Origin of the sequence: Agrobacterium sp. ST15.16.055 (assembly GCF_027956555.1) — a bacterium.
Taxonomy (GTDB): Bacteria; Pseudomonadota; Alphaproteobacteria; order Rhizobiales; family Rhizobiaceae; genus Agrobacterium; species Agrobacterium salinitolerans.
Map to the genome: position 1 here is coordinate 20,854 of NZ_JAQKGN010000009.1, position 15,861 is coordinate 36,714.

Below are 15,861 nucleotides of genomic sequence, written 5' to 3' on the forward strand. Positions count from 1 at the left end.
AGGGGCATGACGCGCAAGGATCGATGGATGTCCCCCCTTTGGGGGCGGCGGGAATTTTTAGGCCTGGTCGCTGCTTCTGCTCTTGCCGGCAAGGCGCGCGCGGCGGTCACGCCACGCCTTGCCGCCATTGACTGGGCCATGTTGGAAACCGCCGTTGCGCTCGGCGTCATGCCGGTGGCGGCGACCGAACTCATCCAGTTCCGGGTGGACGCGGTCGAGCCGGAAATCCCTGCAACCGTCGCCGATCTCGGCCTGCGCGGTGCGCCGAACTTCGAGCTTCTGCAACTGACCCGGCCCGATCTCATTCTGATTTCGCCCTTCTACACCCGCTATATCGGCAGGCTGGAAGCGATTGCCCCGGTCTTCTTGCTGCCCTTTTACGTGAAGGGCGAGCCGCCTTTCGCAAAGGCGCTGGCGGCGGTCTCAGCCCTTGGCGGCAAGCTCGGCAGGGCAGACGAGGCGCGCAGGGTGCTGGGCGAAACGGAAGCGACGCTGCAGGCCATGCGGACCCGCCTTGCCGGTTTCGCGGCGCGGCCGACCTATGTGATCAACATCGGCGACGCCCGGCATTTTCGCGCTTTCGGTGCGGACAGCATGTTCGGGGATGTGCTTGGCCGGCTGGGGCTTGCCAATGCCTGGGTGGATCGTTCGCAATTCACCTTTGCGGCCCCGGTGCCGCTTGAAAATCTCGCCGCTTCGCCCGATGCGCGCATCGTCATCGTCTCCGACATTCCGGTCGAGGCGCGGGAAACCTTGCGCAGCAGCGCCATATGGCGCGCGCTGCCTGCCGTGCGGGAAAACCGGGTGGTCACGCTCGGCAATGTCGGCCCCTATGGCGGCATCACCGCCGGCATGCGCTTTGCGCGGCTTCTGACCGAAGCGCTCTCGGCGCAGAGAGAAGCCCTGTGACCACGCGGCCTCTCCAGCTTTTCTTCGGGCTGCTGTTGGTTCTGGCCTGCGGGCTTTCCCTGCATGCCGGGCTGTTGCGGCTGCCTTTCGGCGCATGGCCCGGCCCGCCGTTCGATGCCGCCAACATGTCGATGGATCAGGTGATTTTCGCCTTCAGCCTGTTGCCGCGCGTCGTGGTCGCCATCCTTGCGGGGGCGATGCTCGGCCTTTCAGGTGCGCTTTTCCAGCAATTGCTGCGCAATCCGATTGCCGACCCTTCGACACTCGGCATCTCGGCCGGCGCGCAGCTCGCCATCGTCATCGCCACCCTGTTCTTTCCTTCGGTGCTGGATGGCAACCGCGCATGGGTCGCGCTCGCCGGCGCGGCCGCTGCGGCCGGCGTCGTGTTCCTTCTAGGCTGGCGACGCTCCTTCGAGCCGGTGACCATGGTGGTATCAGGGCTTTTGGTCGGCATCACCGCAGCCTCCGTTTCCGCGGCGCTGACGCTCGCGCAGGGCGAATATCTGATGTCCCTCGTCGTCTGGAATGGTGGTTCGCTCAGCCAGCAGGACTGGTCGAATGCCGTTGTGCTCGCTTTCCAGCTTCTCGCGGGGCTTGCCGCGACCGGCCTGCTGATAAAGCCGCTGACGGTCCTCGGTCTCGGTGATGCCGGCGCGCGATCGCTCGGCGTCTCGCTGTTTTCGATCAGGCTGGCGGTCGCCGCCGTCGCGGTCATGCTGGCCGCTTTCGTTGCCGCAGCGGTCGGCCTCGTCAGCTTCATCGGTCTTGCCGCGCCGGCGCTCACCCGGGCGCTCGGCGTGCGACGGTCATCCTCCGTCCTTCTTGTTTCGCCCCTGCTGGGCGGTCTGCTGCTCTGGTTCTGCGACGGTCTCGTGCAACTTCTGGCGACTACGACGGCGGAAGTTTTCCCGACGGGTGCCGTGACGGCGCTGATCGGCGGGCCGCTGCTTCTATGGCTGCTGCCGAAAATCCGGCCGACCGATGTGCATCGTGGCGAAGGCGTCGATCTCGCCACACGACGCGGGCTTGCGGCCCTGCTGCCGGTGCTCTTCATCATGGCAGTGCTGGTATTTGCCGCACTCGCCATCGGCAAGGGGCCTGATGGCTGGACAATGCTCAAGGCCACTGACCTGCAAAGCCTTATGCCCTTCCGCTGGCCGCGGCTGGTGGCGGCCGTGGCCGCGGGCGGTCTGCTCGCCATGGCGGGCGCACTTCTCCAGCGGCTTACCGGCAATCCCATGGCAAGCCCGGAAGTGATCGGCGTCAGCGGCGGTGCAGGCCTCGGTTTTGCCGCCGCCATTACGATTTTTCCGGCCGCCGGTCTTTTCGAACTGTTTTGCGGCGCCGGCATCGGCTCTGCGGCCGTCATGATCCTCGTCCTGCTGTTTTCCATGCGCCGGCATCGTGCGCCGGAAAAAATACTACTCGCCGGCATTGCCGTCAGTTCGCTCTGCTCGGCCGTTCTCTCGGCGCTGCTTGCCATCGGCGACCAGCGGGCATGGCAGATTCTCGCCTGGCTCAGCGGCTCGGGTTCAACGGCGACTCCGGCTTCGGCGATCTTTCTCGCCATTCTTTCCATCGTGCTGCTGGCGGGGGCGCTATCGGTCACACGCTGGCTGACGATCCTGCCGCTCGGGCGGGACGTGCCGCTATCGCTTGGCCTGCCGCTCAGCACCGCGCGTATCGCCGTTATCGCGGTGGCGGGCATTGCCACCGGTGCCGCCTCGCTGCTCGTTGGCCCCTTGAGTTTTGTCGGCTTGATGGCGCCGCATATTGCGCTGCGCGCCGGTTTCACCACGCCGCGCGATCATCTGTTCGCCTCTTTCCTGTTCGGCGCGGTGCTGATGGCGCTTTCCGATCTCGGCGCACGGACAGTCACCTTTCCCTATGAACTGCCGCTCGGGCTTTTTGCGGCTCTGGCCGGCGCGCCTTACCTGATCTGGCTTTCAGGCAGGCGTTGATGTTATTTCAAGTCGATTTACGGAGATGAGAACCATGGGTCAGACAGCGCTTGCGGTCGGTTATGACGATATTCCGCTCTTTTCTCTCGACGGCGTGACGATGGAAGTGCCGGGCAGGACATTGTTGCAGCCGCTGACGGCCAGTTTTGCGACCGGCAAGACCATTGGTCTGATCGGTCATAACGGTTCGGGAAAATCCACGTTGCTCAAGATTCTCGCGCGCATGCAGGAGCCGACGGCGGGCAGGGTCTCATTCGAGGGTAAGACGCTCGGCGCCTGGGGCAATCGTGAATTTGCGCGAAAGCTCGCCTATCTGCCGCAATATACGCCGGCTGCTTCCGGCATGCTGGCGAGCGAACTGGTGGCGCTTGGCCGTTATCCCTGGCATGGCGCGCTCGGGCAATTCACCAAAGCGGATCAGGAGAAGGTGGACGAAGCGATCGAACTCACCGATACCGTCGCCTTCCGCGACCGACTGGTCGACACGCTGTCCGGCGGCGAGCGCCAGCGCGTGTGGCTTGCCATGCTGGTGGCCCAGAATGCCGAAAGCCTGCTTCTCGACGAACCCATCTCCGCGCTCGACATGGCGCACCAGCTCGAGGTGCTGTCTCTGGTCAAGAGACTGTCGCGCGAAAAGGGCCTCGGCGTCATCGTGGTGCTGCACGATGTCAACATGGCGGCACGTTTCTGCGATGAGATCGTCGCGCTTCATTCCGGCCAACTCATTGCACGGGGAACGCCGCAGGAGATCATGAAGCCGGAGACGCTGCAGCGCATCTATGGCGTTCGCATGGATGTCATGACCCATGCCGCCACCGGCTTTCCCGTCGCTTTGCCGGTTTGAGATGTTGCAGCAAAACAACGGCCGGCAACGCTGGCTGTCGATGGTAATTCCGCACGCATTTCCCGCCCTAACAATGTCTTAATGGCATCCTACCGCCATCAGACATTGTTAACCGTTCCGCTTTCATCGCCTCCAATTCAATTGTTTTGGATCGATTTTTCGGAACAAACGTTAACAGTGCGGAATTCAATATCCGGAGAGGGCAAGAAGGGCTGCTGCGGGTAGGATAAAACAGGAGAAAACAAGATGAAAAAGGCTGTTGCCGTAACTTTTGCCGCATTGACGATGGGCCTTGGCGGAACCGTTTCCGCGCTCGCTGCCGACCTTGCAAGATATGAGCCGGCTCCGCAGGAGCAGGACGATCGCAACGGCGTCAAGATCGGTTACCTCACCTGCGATATCGGCGGCGGTGTCGGTTACGTGATCGGCTCGGCCAAGGAACTGGATTGCACCTTCCAGTCCACCATGGGCGCGCGCCGCACCGACCATTACACCGGCGCCATCCGCAAGATGGGTGTCGACCTCGGTTTCACCACGCAGGGCCGTCTGGTCTGGGCCGTTTTCGCCCCGACTGCCGGTTACCACCGCGGTTCGCTGGGCGGCCTCTATCAGGGCGCAACGGCTGAAGTCACCGTCGGTCTCGGCGTCGGCACCAACGTCCTCGTTGGCGGCACCTCCGGCTCCATCCAGCTGCAGACGGTCAGCGTGACGGGTCAGGTTGGCCTCAACCTTGCTGCCACCGGCACGTCTGTGACGCTGACGGCCATGAACTGATCGGCGAATTGCCCGGTGTTTTTGACCGGGCATTCTGTCGCATGTCAAAACACGCCCTCTTCGTTGCCAGACGGGGAGGGCGTTGTATTATCCGGATCATGATTTCCGTCTTCAGACAAGCCGCGGCCGTGGCCGCGTTTTCCCTCCTTCTTGCGGCAAGCGCCTTTGCCGAGGGGGATGCTGCGCGTGGTGAGAAGGTTTTCAGCCGCTGTTCCACCTGCCATAGCATCGACGCACCGCGTACCCGCATGGGGCCACATCTGATGGGCGTGGTCGGCAGGCCAATGGCGGGCGTGGCCGATTACGGTCATTATTCACGGTCGCTGAAAGACGCAGGCGCATCTGGCCGGGTCTGGACAGAAGAAGAATTGCAGAAATTCATCGCCAGCCCGAAAAAGGCAATCCCCGGAAATGCGATGCGCTTTTTCGGGCTATGGAGCGAAACCGATATTGTTGATCTAATCGCCTATCTGAAGACGCATCCCCTGCCGCAGTAAATGTTAAAGCGGCGCGTCGGAGAGGATGTCCTCCGCCTCTTCCGTTGTCATCGCCATCACCTTCGCGCCGATTTCAAAACTGAAGCCGTTGCGGGCGAAAGCGGAAAATTCCTTGGCCTTGCGTTTCTCGTCCGGTTCGACACGGCGATAAGGCCCAAAGGCGCGTTTGCGCGCGAAAATGACGGCGGCGACCAGATCGTTGGTCTCCTGCAACGCGGCCGTTGCCGTTTCCCGTGCGATGCCCTTGATCTGGAGTTTCTGCGCCAGCCCGCGTTTTGACTTGCCGCTGCGCTGGCCGCTTCGCACGGTGATTTCCGCAAAAGCCGTATCGTCGAGCGCCTTGATGCCGTAAGCGAAGGTCACCGCAAATTCGCCGAGCGCCTTTACCTGCGCCGGGCCGATATCCTCGAATTTTTCCCGGGCCTTGCGCATGATGGCGTCGCGCAGCTGCTTTTCCGTCATCATCCGCTGTTGCAGTCGGTAGAGAGCGGAATTGCGCGCCCAGGAGAGCATACGGCTGGTGGGCTCGATGGCCTGTGCTTCGTCGTCAAACTCCATATCGTCAGTCAGGAAGGGGCTGGAATCGTCACTCATGGCGCATTTATAACGCGCTTGAGCCGTCTTGCCAGTTCCCTCCCGGCCTGAATTCTCCGGTTTCGGTGTCTCAGGGCGTCTGTGCGCCGGTGGCGGCGACATAAACCGAATAGAGCGATTTCGTTGCGGTGATGAACAGCCGGTTCTTCTTCGGGCCGCCGAAGGTGAGGTTCGCCACCGTCTGTGGCACCTTGATCTTGCCGATCAGCGTACCGTCAGGCGCAAAGCAATGAACGCCGTCGCCTGCACTCGTCCAAAGGTTGCCAGCCGTATCCAGGCGGAATCCATCCGGCAAGCCATTGTCGAGATTGCAGAATTCCCGGCCATTCGTAAGCTTCACGCCATCCACCAGGTCGAAGACGCGGATATGGCGCGGGCGGGAGGTGTCGTGGCTATAGGAGCTGTCGGCGACGTAGAGCTTCGTTTCGTCGGGCGAGAATGCAAGGCCGTTCGGCTGCACGAAGTCGTCGATGGCGATATCGATCTTTCCGGTTGCGGGATCGAGCCTATAGACATTGCGGGTCTTCTGCTCCGGCTCGGCCTTGTAGCCCTCATAGTCTGAAAGAATGCCGTAGGTCGGATCGGTGAACCAGACGCTGCCGTCGGATTTGACGACGACATCATTGGGTGAGTTCAATCTTTTACCGCCGTAGCTGTCGGCGAGAACCGTGATCGAACCGTCGACCTCGGTGCGGGTGACGCGGCGGCCGCCATGTTCACAGGAGACAAGTCGTCCCTTCCGGTCGCGGGTGTTGCCGTTGGTGAAGTTAGAGGGCTGGCGGAATACCGAAATCCCGCCATCCGGCACCCAGCGCAGCATGCGCTCATTGGGAATATCGCTAAACAGCAGGCAGTTGAGATCGGCGAACCAGACGGGGCCTTCGGCCCAGCGGCAACCGGAATAAAGCTCTTCCAGTTCCGCATTGCCGACGATCAGGTGACGGAAGCGGTCATCGTGGATTTCGTAAGGGGAGGTCGTGTCTGTGGTCATGAGCGTAGTCCGCTTTTAGCCGTGTCGTTCGGGGTTCAGCGCGTGGCTTTGGGGCCGCTTGCCAGAAGGATGACTGATATGATGATGAGGCCGGTGAGGATGAGGCGGATGCCGGCGCCGAAACCGTAGGTGTTCAGCATCGACACCACCAGGAACATGAAGAGCGAAGCGCCCCAGATGCCGGGAACATTGGAATCCCCACCCGCCACCGCTGTGCCGCCGATGACGACGACGGCGATGGACATCAGCAGATATTCCGAGCCCATGTTGAGCGCAGCACCGCCGGAGAAGCTGGCGAGCAGATAACCGGCAATCGCCGCCAGCACCGCGCAGAGCACATAGGTGACGAAACGTGCGCCGTCCACCGGAATGCCGGTCATACGGGCGGCGAAGGTGCTCTGGCCGATGGCGGAAATCCAGCGGCCGTAAAACGAGCGGTCGAGAAGCAGCCAGGCGATGACGGAAAGCAGCAGGGCGACAAGCGCCACGTTGGGGATGCCGAAGAAGCTCGACGTGGCGAATGTGGCCAAAGTGTCCGGCGGCTTGATGCGCAGGCCGCGGTTCGACCAGATGGCGATGGATTGCACGATGAAGCTCATGGAGAGCGTCGCGATGATCGGCGGGATGCGCAGGAGCTTGATCAGCGCATAATTGCCGATGCCGATGGCGATGCCGATCAGGATGGCGATCAGCAGTCCAGGCAGAATGAGACCGTCCGACACATCCATGAATTTGAGCGCCAGCGTGCCTGACAGCGTCATTGTGGCGGGAACGCAGAGGTCGATATTGCCGGGCCCGAGCGTGATGACGAACATCTGGCCGATGCCGACGATGACCGAAAAGGCCGCGAAGGTGAGTGCTGCATGCGACAGGCCGAAGGAGCTTGCGCCGCCGGTGAAGAGCACGGTGACGATCCAGACCGCAACGGTTGCGGCAAAGGACCAGATCCATGGTTTTCTGGTGAGGGAAGAGAGCCCGTTCATTGATTTTTCTCCCGTTTTTCAAGACGGTTGAGCAGGATGCGCAGCGCCAGCACGATGATCAGGATCGCCCCTTGAGCGCCGATCTGCCAGTCGGGCGAAATGCGCATGAAAGAGAGGAACGAGCCGGCGAGCGTCAGCGTCAGCGCGCCGATGACGGCGCCGATGGGGGAGACCCTTCCGCCGACGAATTCGCCGCCGCCGAGGATGACGCCGGCAATCGACAGCAGCGTGTAACGCAGCGCGATATTAGCGTCCGCCGATGTCGTCAGCCCCACAAGAGCGATACCGGACAGCACCGCGAAGAAACCGGCCAACGCAAAGGTGGCGGCGCGGATGCCGATGACCGACCAGCCGGAGCGCTCGACCGAGCGGAAATTGCCGCCGACGCCGCGCATCAACACGCCGAAGGAAGAGCGCATGACGATATAATGGGCGACTGCCGCGATCAGGATGCTGGCGACGATGGCGATTGGCACGAGCGGCGGTTTCGCCGTCATCAGCGTGCGGATGAAGGCAGGCGCCTGGCCGCCGGGCGAGGGGAGGATGAGGACGGCGAGGCCGCCCCAGACGAAGCTCATGCCAAGTGTAACGACGATGGAGGGCAGGTTGCGGATATGGATGATGGCGCCGAGCAATGCATAAACCGCAATCGCACCGGCAAAAATCGCAATTCCGAGGGCGGGCGTGGTTTGCAGGAAAGTGGCGGTTACACAGGCGCAGAAACTGACGAAGGCGCCCATCGACAGATCGAGATCGTTGACCGACATGATCAGCATCTGCGCAATGGTGGCGAGCGCAATCGGCACGGCCAGATTGAACAGCAGGTTCATGCCGGTATAGCTCATGGCGCGCGGCTGCATGTAGAAGACGGCGGCTAGCAGGAAGGCGAGCGAGGCGGCGGGAATGATGAGGCGGAGCGCGTTTGCGGAGAGTTTCATGCGTGGTCTTCTCCGGCAAAGGAAGCCGCCAACACATTCTGCTCGGTAATATCGTCGCCGACGAGTTCCGCCTGGATGGCGCCGTCGCGGAACACATAGACCCGGTCGCAGAGACGGATTTCATCCATTTCGGTGGAGTACCAGATGAAGGTGCGGCCGTTCGAGGCTTCGGTTCTCAAGATGTCGTAGACCTCCTGTTTGGTGCCGATATCAACGCCGCGCATCGGGTCGTCCATCAGAACGGTGCTGGCGGTGGTGGCGAGCGCGCGGGCGAAAAGCACCTTCTGCTGGTTGCCGCCGGAGAGCGAAAGGATCTTGTTGCCCATGTCGGGCGTGCGAATTTCGATGCGCTTTTTCCACTGCGCCCCAAGGTCGGTTTCCCTGCCCCTGTCTACCATGCCTGCTGTTGAAATATCTCTAAGCGAGGCGATGGACAGGTTTTTGAGGATGCTCCACAGCGGAAAAGTACCGTTCAGGGTGCGGTCGCCCGCCACGAAGGCGAGACCGGTCTTGCGCGCGGGCAGCCAGCTATTGTTGCGGGCAAGGTAAAGATCGAGCAGCGCTTCGGTCTGGCCATGGCCGCCGAGACCGGCAAGGCCGACGATCTCGCCGCGAAATGCCTCGAAGGCAAGGCCTTCGCCCCGGCGTGCCGGCATGGAAAGCACCTTCTCGCCCGCCTTGCGGCTTTCACCCCGTCGCCTGTCCTGTTCCTTGACGACGCTGCCCATGGCCTCAACCAGCGAGCGGGTGGTGAAGTCGGCGGCCTTCCGGTCGGCCACCACCCGGCCATCCTTCATCACCACGATACGGGTGGCCGTCGAAAGAATTTCGCCGAGAATATGCGAGATCAGCAGAACCGATCCGCCCTCACGCACGAAACGGCGGACATAATCCATCAGCTGCTCGGCGAGACCGGCATCGAGGGAGGACGTCGGCTCATCGAGGATCACCAGTCTCGGCGCGTGCGGTATGCGGCAGAAATTGATGGCGATTTCCACCATCTGCCGTTCGGCGATGGAAAGCTCGGCCACGGTCAGCTCGCAATCGACGCCGTGGCCGGGAAAAATTTCATCCAGTGCCTGCCGGATCGTCGTCAGCGCACGGACGCGCCAGTTTCGCCCACCCGCGGAGGCATGCATGATGCGGACATTTTCGCTGATCGTCAGGTTCGGACAGAGCGACAGTTCCTGAAACACGCAGCGAACGCCGTTCGCGCGCGCGGCGGCAATGCCGTGGCGGTTTTCGTTGCCGCCATAGGAAACGGAACCCTCATGTGGCGTCAGCCCACCATTGATAACGTTGACGATGGTGGACTTTCCCGCGCCGTTATGGCCGACAAGCCCGAGGCATTCCCCCGTGCGGATGACGAGATCGGCCCCATCCAGCGCTCTTACCGCGCCGAACACGACCTTCACGCCGCGCGCGGCGACGACTTCTTGCGCCTCGATGATGTCATTCATGAGCAATTACGCCAGTGATCTGAAATTGAATATGGAGGTCGCTGCGGCGCTTCTTTTTAAAGCGCCGCAGGAGAAGTTTGTGAATGCGCGACTTATTTTGTCGACGAAATCACCTTCTGGGCATCCTCAAGCGAATATTCCACATTCGCCACGCCACCCTTCTGGGTGTTCTTGAGGTTCTCCTCAAGATTGGCCTGGTCGATGCGCAGGAACGGAACCGTCAGGTCCTTCTTCACATCCTTGCCGTCAAGAATCTGCTGCGCCACCCAGAAAGCCAGCGTCGAAACACCAGGGGCGATGGAAACGGACATGGTCTCGTAACCGCTGGCATCCTTCTGCTGTTTCCACCATTGCAGCTCGTCTTCACGGTTGCCCATGACGATGGTGGGGGTTGGACGCTTGGCGGCGGCGAAAGCCTGTGCCGCACCGTAACCGTCACCGCCCTGCGTGACGACAGCGGCGATTTCGGGAAGGCTCGGCAGAATGCCGGCGACGGCGCGCTGGGCAACATCCTGCGCCCAGTCGCCGTTGACCGAACCGACGATCTTGAACTGCGGGTTCTTGGCGACGGCGTCGACGATGCCGGCATGGATTTCGTCATCGACCGAAACGCCGGCGAGGCCGCGAATTTCGAGCAGGTTTCCACCCTTCGGCATGGCCTTGGCGAGATAGTCGATCTGGCTTGCGCCCATCGCCTTGAAATCGACGGCGATGCGCCATGCGCAGGGTTCGGTGACGATGCCGTCGAAGGATACGACGGTGATGCCGGCATCACAGGCTTCCTTTACCGCGCCGTTAAGGGCGGTGGGCGAAGCGGCATTGATGACGATGGCGTCGTAACCCTGGAGAATGAGGTTCTGGATCTGCGCGGCCTGTTCGGTCGCCTGGTTTTCGGCTGTGGTGAAGGCGTCAGCGGCGGCGACCTGCTTGTCGGCAACCGCCTGCTTGGTGATCTTGTCCCAGCTCGTCAGCATCGCCTGACGCCAGGAATTGCCGGCATAATTGTTTGAAAGCGCGATTTTTTTGGCCGACGTATCGGCATGAGCGGTGATCGGCAGAGCTGCGCATGCGACAGCGGCCGATGCCATAAGCATCTTCCTGAAAGCCATTTGATTTCCTCCCTCGTGGCTTGCCCTTTTCGAGCCCGGAATTCTCGCAACACCGCAAATCTCCTCGGCGGCAGGCGGAATTCCTTTGCACTGGAGCTCCTTTCCCCAGTAAAAGCGAGAATGACCAAGAAGATTTGGCTTGTATAGGCGGATCACGGCAATCTTCCTGCGGGTTTCCGCAGAAAGCATGCGGGAACCCGCAGGACGAAACGCCGCCGCCGGGCGCAGAATGAACGGTGCGGCGCCCAAGGGATTGAATTCGCCGCGATGGTCGAAGGCAGGCGCTTGGGAGGGCGTCCGCACATGCTGGATACGCCGAAAAGCGCTCTTTTTCATCATTATATGGGCATTTCCCGGCTGCTTGCCGGGCAGCTCGAATTCAACGCCATCATCCAGGCGGTCGCCACCGAGATCGGCCATATCATTCCGCATGACCATATGGATGTCTGCATCAAGCAGCTGGATGACAAATATCACATCGCTTATGAGAGCGGCCTCGTCAGCGCCTGGAGCCGGCAGCCGCCCGCCCTTCTGACCGGCAGTCCGATCCGGACACTGCTGTCAGGCGAGGTGGAATACCTCTTGAGCGGCGATGCCTGCTCCGATCCGCGCTTTCATTTCGAAGGGTCGTTTTCGAGCCCGATCATCGAACTTAACCTGCATAGCCGGCTGCATGTACCGATGAAGGTGCATGGCGACATTATCGGCGCGCTGAGTTGCTCCTCCCACCAGTCGGACGCCTATACGATGGAGGATGTGGCGAATGCCCGCGCCGTCGCGGATTTGCTGGCCCCTTATTTTTACGCCATCCGCGCCGCCGAGCAGGCCAAACGCTCCGCCATCGAGGAGGCGCGCGCCAATGCTCGCGAAGAGGGCCTGCGGCTGGGCGCGCTGCAATTGACGGAGGCGCTGGAGGCCGAACGACAGCGTATCGGCATGGATCTGCACGACCAAACACTGGCGGATTTGACGCGGCTGGCGCGGCGCATCGAGCGGATGAGCCATTCGGCCGATGTTTCCGGCGAAATGCTGGAACCGGTGGTGCGCAGCCTGCAGCATTGCATGCAGGACCTGCGCGAGATCATCGAGGAGGCAAAACCCTCGATCCTGCAATTGTTCGGTGTCGTTGAGGCGATCGAGACCTATGTGGACCGTTCCGTGCGCGACAGCGGCTCGGTTATAGAGTGGTCGGTCACGGATGAGACGGACAGGCTGGTGGAAAGGCTCGACAAGACGGTGGCCATCTCGCTGTTCCGCATCGTGCAGGAGGCGGTCAACAACGCCATTCGCCATGCCCAGCCGGAAACCATTGCCGTGAACCTCACCGCCGTCGATGGCGGGCTCAGGGTGACGGTGAGCGATGACGGCAATGGCGGCGGTGACGGCGCGGCTTCCGGCGGCCTCGGCATCGGCAATATGAAGACGCGGGCGCGGCTGATCTCGGCGAGATTCGATATTGGCGGCAATCGCAACGGGGCGGGCACATGCATCACCGTGACCCTGCCGGAAGGTGCTTTCGATCACCGGGAGGATGTGTGACATGGACGTGCTGATCGTCGAGGACGATGCGCTGCACCGCGCCTATTTGAACGAAGCGGTGCGCGCCGCGCTGCCGGAATGCGACAATGTGCTGGAAGCGGCGAACGGCAGGACCGGCGAGAAGCTTGCGCGGGAAAACCGGGCCGCCCATATCGTCATGGATTTGCAGATGAACGAGCGCAACGGCATCGAGGCGGCGCGCACCATCTGGAAGGAAAGGCCGGATACCCGCATCCTGTTCTGGTCCAACTATTCCGACGAGGCCTATGTGCGAGGGGTCTCGCGCATCGTGCCGGAAGGCGCCGCCTATGGTTACGTACTGAAATCGGCCTCCGATGACCGCCTGCGGCTGGCGCTGCGCAGCATCTTCATCGAGGCGCAATGCGTGATCGACCGGGAGGTGCGCGGCCTGCAGGAAAAGAGCCTGGGCAAGGCCCATGGCTTCACCGATTCCGAATATGAAATCCTGATCGATGTCGCGCTCGGCCTCACCGACAAGGCGATTGCCCGCCGTCGCAACCTGTCGCTGCGCAGCGTGCAGAACCGGCTGCAAAGCCTCTACGAGAAGCTGAACGTGCATCAGGCAGCCGGCGACGACGAGGCGGAGGGGCGATATAATCTCCGCACCCGTGCGGTTACCGTCGCTTTCCTGCGTAAGCTGTTGAATTACAGCGCGCTGGAAAGAGCCGAACGGGAACTGGCGGAATGGGCCGGCGGCCGCTGAGCCCTAGAGCACATCCGCTCTAAACGGAAGCGGCGGATGTGCTCTATCTTTTCGTTTTATCGCATTATCCGGACGTAAAACCGCTACGCACTTTTACTGGAAATGCTCTAAGGCAGGAAGGCCAGCAGCCGTCTTTCATCCGCCCTGAGGCCGGAGACGGGCTTTGCCCCGGCCTTCAAGATGCGGCCAAGTTTTTTCTGCGCTTTTTCTTCTGTGGCGATATCGAGGACGGCCGGGTGCACATAGCTCTTGCGGCAGATGGCGGGCGTGTTGGAAAGCTCGGCCGCCGCTGCCTGGCACATGCCCTTTATGCTTGGCTTGTCACCCGCCGCCACATGTTCCATCGCGTTGCAGAAGGCCGCCAATGTTCCACCCCAGGTGCGAAAGGTCTTGGCGGAAATGCCTTGTCCGCCGATGCGGGAGAGGTAGGCGTTGAGGTCGCTGGAATCGACCGAATGCACCCGGTTTTCACTGTCCTGCCACACAAAGAGTTCCTTGCCGGGCAGGTCGGAGATCTCCTCGAGGATTTTCTGAAGGCGCGGGTGGCGCAATTGCCGTTTTACCCTCTGCCCGCCCTTGGCGGCAAATCGCAACTCGATAGTTTCACCGAAGGAGACGTGCCGCTTGAGCAGCGTCGTTGCGCCATAGGTGCCGTTGGTTTCGAGATAGGAGCGGTTGCCGACGCGCAGATAGGCGGCATCGAGCAGCAGTGTGAGCGCTGCAAGCGTCATTTCCTGCCCGTGGTCCTGTTTTTCTATATCGGCGATGGCGCGGCGGCGGATGGCGGGCAGAGCCTTGCCGAAGCTTTTGAGCTGGAAAAATTTCGTCTCGCCCCGGAACGCGTGCCAGTCGGGATGATAGCGATATTGTTTTCGTCCCCGGGAATCGAAGCCCGTAGCCTGCAGATGGCCGGCGGGGTCGATGCATATCCAGACGTCCCTATAGGCGGGCGGCACGCCGAGCGCTTTGATGCGCTTCAGTTCGACGCTGTCGGAGAGAAGCTCGCCGCCCGGCAGGCGGTAACAGAAACCGCGCCCGCGTTTTTCCCGGGCAATGCCCGGCTCCTGATCGTTGACATAGGCAAGTCCGATTTTGGCAAGAAGGCGGGTTGGCGGTTGTGGCATTGTTTTTCCCGGCAGGTTTCACGCTGCGGCAAACGAAAAACAGGCCGCCTTCGTTCCGGCGGCCTGTCGCTCCAATCGTGAGTTTTCTCAGCCGGTCTTTTTAATCAGCCGGCCTTGGCGATCCGCAGAATCTGCGAGTTCCCGCCGCCGCGCTCTTCGGTCACGGCATAGATCGCGCCATCCGGCCCGACCTTCACGTCGCGAATGCGCGCCTCCAGCGGCAACCGGCTTTCGGTCGCGACCCTGTCGCCATCGATATGCAGGATGACGAGACCCTGGCTTACCAGACCGCCGACGATGAAAGCGCCCTTCCATTCGGGGATCTGGTCGCCGTCATAATAGGCCATGCCGGAGGGGCCGATGACCGGGTCCCAATAATAAACCGGCTGTTCCATGCCTTCTTTTGCGGTAACGCCTTCGCCAACCGACCTTCCGCTATATTCGACGCCATAGGTGATGACCGGCCAGCCGTAGTTCAGGCCGGCTTTCGGCATGTTCAGCTCATCGCCGCCGCGCGGGCCGTGTTCCACGGTCCAGAGCCTGCCTTCTCCGTCCAGCGCTGCCGCCTGCAGGTTGCGGTGGCCATAGCTCCAGATTTCGGGCAGGGCGTTCTGTTGGCTGGCGAAGGGATTGTCTTCAAAGGCCTTGCCCTGTGTATCGATGCGGAAGACCTTGCCAAGCCCGCTCGACAGGTCCTGCGCCTGCACGCGAGGCTTTGCGTCCGAACGTTCTCCGACAGTGACATAAAGCTCGCTGTTTGGCCCGAAAACGAGGCGGGAGCCGAAATGCTTGTCGCCGTCGTAGGTCGGCATCTGACGGAAAATAACCGAGACATCGTCCAGCTTTGCCGCGCCGCTTTCCTCGGTCAGTTTTGCCGAGGCTACCGACGTGCCATTGCCGCCATCGCGCGGTTCGGAGAAGGAGAAGAAGATCGTGCGCGATGTTTCGAAATCGGGAGCCAGCGCGATGTCGAGAAGTCCGCCCTGTCCGTCGGACGCCACCTCCGGTACACCTTCTATCGCCGGGCCGGCCTTGCCGTCGGCGACGATATGCATGGCGCCTTCCTTGGCCGCGACGATCATGCGGCCATCTGGCAGAAACTCCATCGACCAGAGATGCGGCAGGGCGTCAGCAATCACGGTTTTTTCAACGCTTGGCTGCGCGGCGGCCTGCGGCGCGCGGGTCTGCCCCTCAAAAGCCGGTTTCTGATCCGGCGCGTTCGGCCGTTTCGTTTCGGCAGCCGGGGCCTGGGCCTGTGCAATCCCGGCAAGCGGCATGGTGAGCAGCGCGCACAGGATCGTCGAACTCAGAAATCGGTTGTTGTGGAACATGGGTCTCCCTTCCATCGTTTACGTCTGGTCGAGAACCATTTGGGGAGCATTTCGTTTCCTGCGATAGTTTCAATAAAACTTGA

The 15,861-nt window shown here is 61.6% G+C and carries 15 protein-coding genes; 7 read left to right on the forward strand and 8 right to left on the reverse strand.

The window, feature by feature from the left end; translation table 11 throughout:
- Positions 1–6: 6 nt before the first annotated feature.
- The 5 genes from PL599_RS14295 (at position 7) to PL599_RS14315 (ending at position 4,985) form a co-directional block, all read left to right on the forward strand.
- A complete protein-coding gene (locus PL599_RS14295) occupies positions 7–909 on the forward strand; it encodes an iron-siderophore ABC transporter substrate-binding protein (RefSeq protein ID WP_269824619.1) in 903 nt (300 codons plus the stop codon).
- Positions 906–2,870, forward strand: a complete 1,965-nt coding sequence (gene fhuB, locus PL599_RS14300) for a Fe(3+)-hydroxamate ABC transporter permease FhuB (RefSeq protein ID WP_269824618.1) — start codon at positions 906–908, stop codon at positions 2,868–2,870. The genes PL599_RS14295 and fhuB overlap by 4 nt, the downstream gene beginning before the upstream one ends.
- A 34-nt stretch (positions 2,871–2,904) precedes the next feature.
- Complete coding sequence (locus tag PL599_RS14305) at positions 2,905–3,714, forward strand: ATP-binding cassette domain-containing protein (protein ID WP_269824617.1); 810 nt, start codon at positions 2,905–2,907, stop codon at positions 3,712–3,714.
- A gap of 246 nt (positions 3,715–3,960) precedes the next feature.
- A complete protein-coding gene (locus PL599_RS14310; RefSeq protein WP_003498285.1) occupies positions 3,961–4,488 on the forward strand; it encodes a DUF992 domain-containing protein in 528 nt (175 codons plus the stop codon).
- Between the two features lie 98 nt (positions 4,489–4,586).
- Complete coding sequence (locus PL599_RS14315; protein ID WP_162520541.1) at positions 4,587–4,985, forward strand: c-type cytochrome; 399 nt, start codon at positions 4,587–4,589, stop codon at positions 4,983–4,985.
- Positions 4,986–4,988: 3 nt separating this feature from the next.
- On the opposite strand, the gene recX is transcribed toward PL599_RS14315, so the two are convergent.
- The 6 genes from recX to PL599_RS14345 form a co-directional block, all read right to left on the reverse strand.
- Entirely contained in the window at positions 4,989–5,579 is a 591-nt protein-coding gene (gene recX, locus PL599_RS14320; RefSeq protein WP_271359188.1) for a recombination regulator RecX, read from the reverse strand.
- Between the two features lie 70 nt (positions 5,580–5,649).
- Positions 5,650–6,570 carry an SMP-30/gluconolactonase/LRE family protein gene (locus PL599_RS14325; RefSeq protein ID WP_269824615.1) on the reverse strand — a complete coding sequence of 307 codons (921 nt, stop codon included), beginning with the start codon at positions 6,568–6,570 and terminating at the stop codon, positions 5,650–5,652.
- A gap of 35 nt (positions 6,571–6,605) precedes the next feature.
- Complete coding sequence (locus PL599_RS14330) at positions 6,606–7,553, reverse strand: ABC transporter permease (protein ID WP_137412528.1); 948 nt, start codon at positions 7,551–7,553, stop codon at positions 6,606–6,608.
- The gene (locus PL599_RS14335) at positions 7,550–8,491 is read right to left on the reverse strand and encodes an ABC transporter permease (protein ID WP_077984760.1); all 942 of its coding nucleotides are present in this window, start codon (positions 8,489–8,491) and stop codon (positions 7,550–7,552) included. The genes PL599_RS14330 and PL599_RS14335 overlap by 4 nt, the downstream gene beginning before the upstream one ends.
- The gene (locus PL599_RS14340) at positions 8,488–9,951 is read right to left on the reverse strand and encodes a sugar ABC transporter ATP-binding protein (RefSeq protein ID WP_269824614.1); all 1,464 of its coding nucleotides are present in this window, start codon (positions 9,949–9,951) and stop codon (positions 8,488–8,490) included. The genes PL599_RS14335 and PL599_RS14340 overlap by 4 nt, the downstream gene beginning before the upstream one ends.
- Positions 9,952–10,043: 92 nt before the next feature.
- Positions 10,044–11,060, reverse strand: coding sequence for an ABC transporter substrate-binding protein (locus PL599_RS14345; protein WP_077984853.1), 1,017 nt, complete (start codon positions 11,058–11,060; stop codon positions 10,044–10,046).
- A 303-nt stretch (positions 11,061–11,363) separates the two neighbouring features.
- Between PL599_RS14345 and PL599_RS14350 the strand changes: the two genes are divergently transcribed.
- Positions 11,364–12,599 (forward strand): GAF domain-containing sensor histidine kinase, encoded by a 1,236-nt coding sequence (locus tag PL599_RS14350; protein ID WP_269824612.1) that lies wholly within the window; start codon positions 11,364–11,366, stop codon positions 12,597–12,599.
- A 1-nt stretch (position 12,600) separates the two neighbouring features.
- Positions 12,601–13,323: a response regulator transcription factor gene (locus PL599_RS14355; RefSeq protein ID WP_137412523.1), complete on the forward strand. Its 723-nt coding sequence runs from the start codon at positions 12,601–12,603 to the stop codon at positions 13,321–13,323.
- A gap of 107 nt (positions 13,324–13,430) precedes the next feature.
- Here the strand turns inward: PL599_RS14355 and PL599_RS14360 are convergent, their stop codons facing one another.
- Positions 13,431–14,447, reverse strand: coding sequence for a DNA topoisomerase IB (locus PL599_RS14360; protein WP_269824611.1), 1,017 nt, complete (start codon positions 14,445–14,447; stop codon positions 13,431–13,433).
- Between the two features lie 104 nt (positions 14,448–14,551).
- Positions 14,552–15,778: a PQQ-dependent sugar dehydrogenase gene (locus PL599_RS14365; RefSeq protein WP_142913396.1), complete on the reverse strand. Its 1,227-nt coding sequence runs from the start codon at positions 15,776–15,778 to the stop codon at positions 14,552–14,554.
- Positions 15,779–15,861 lie beyond the last annotated feature (83 nt).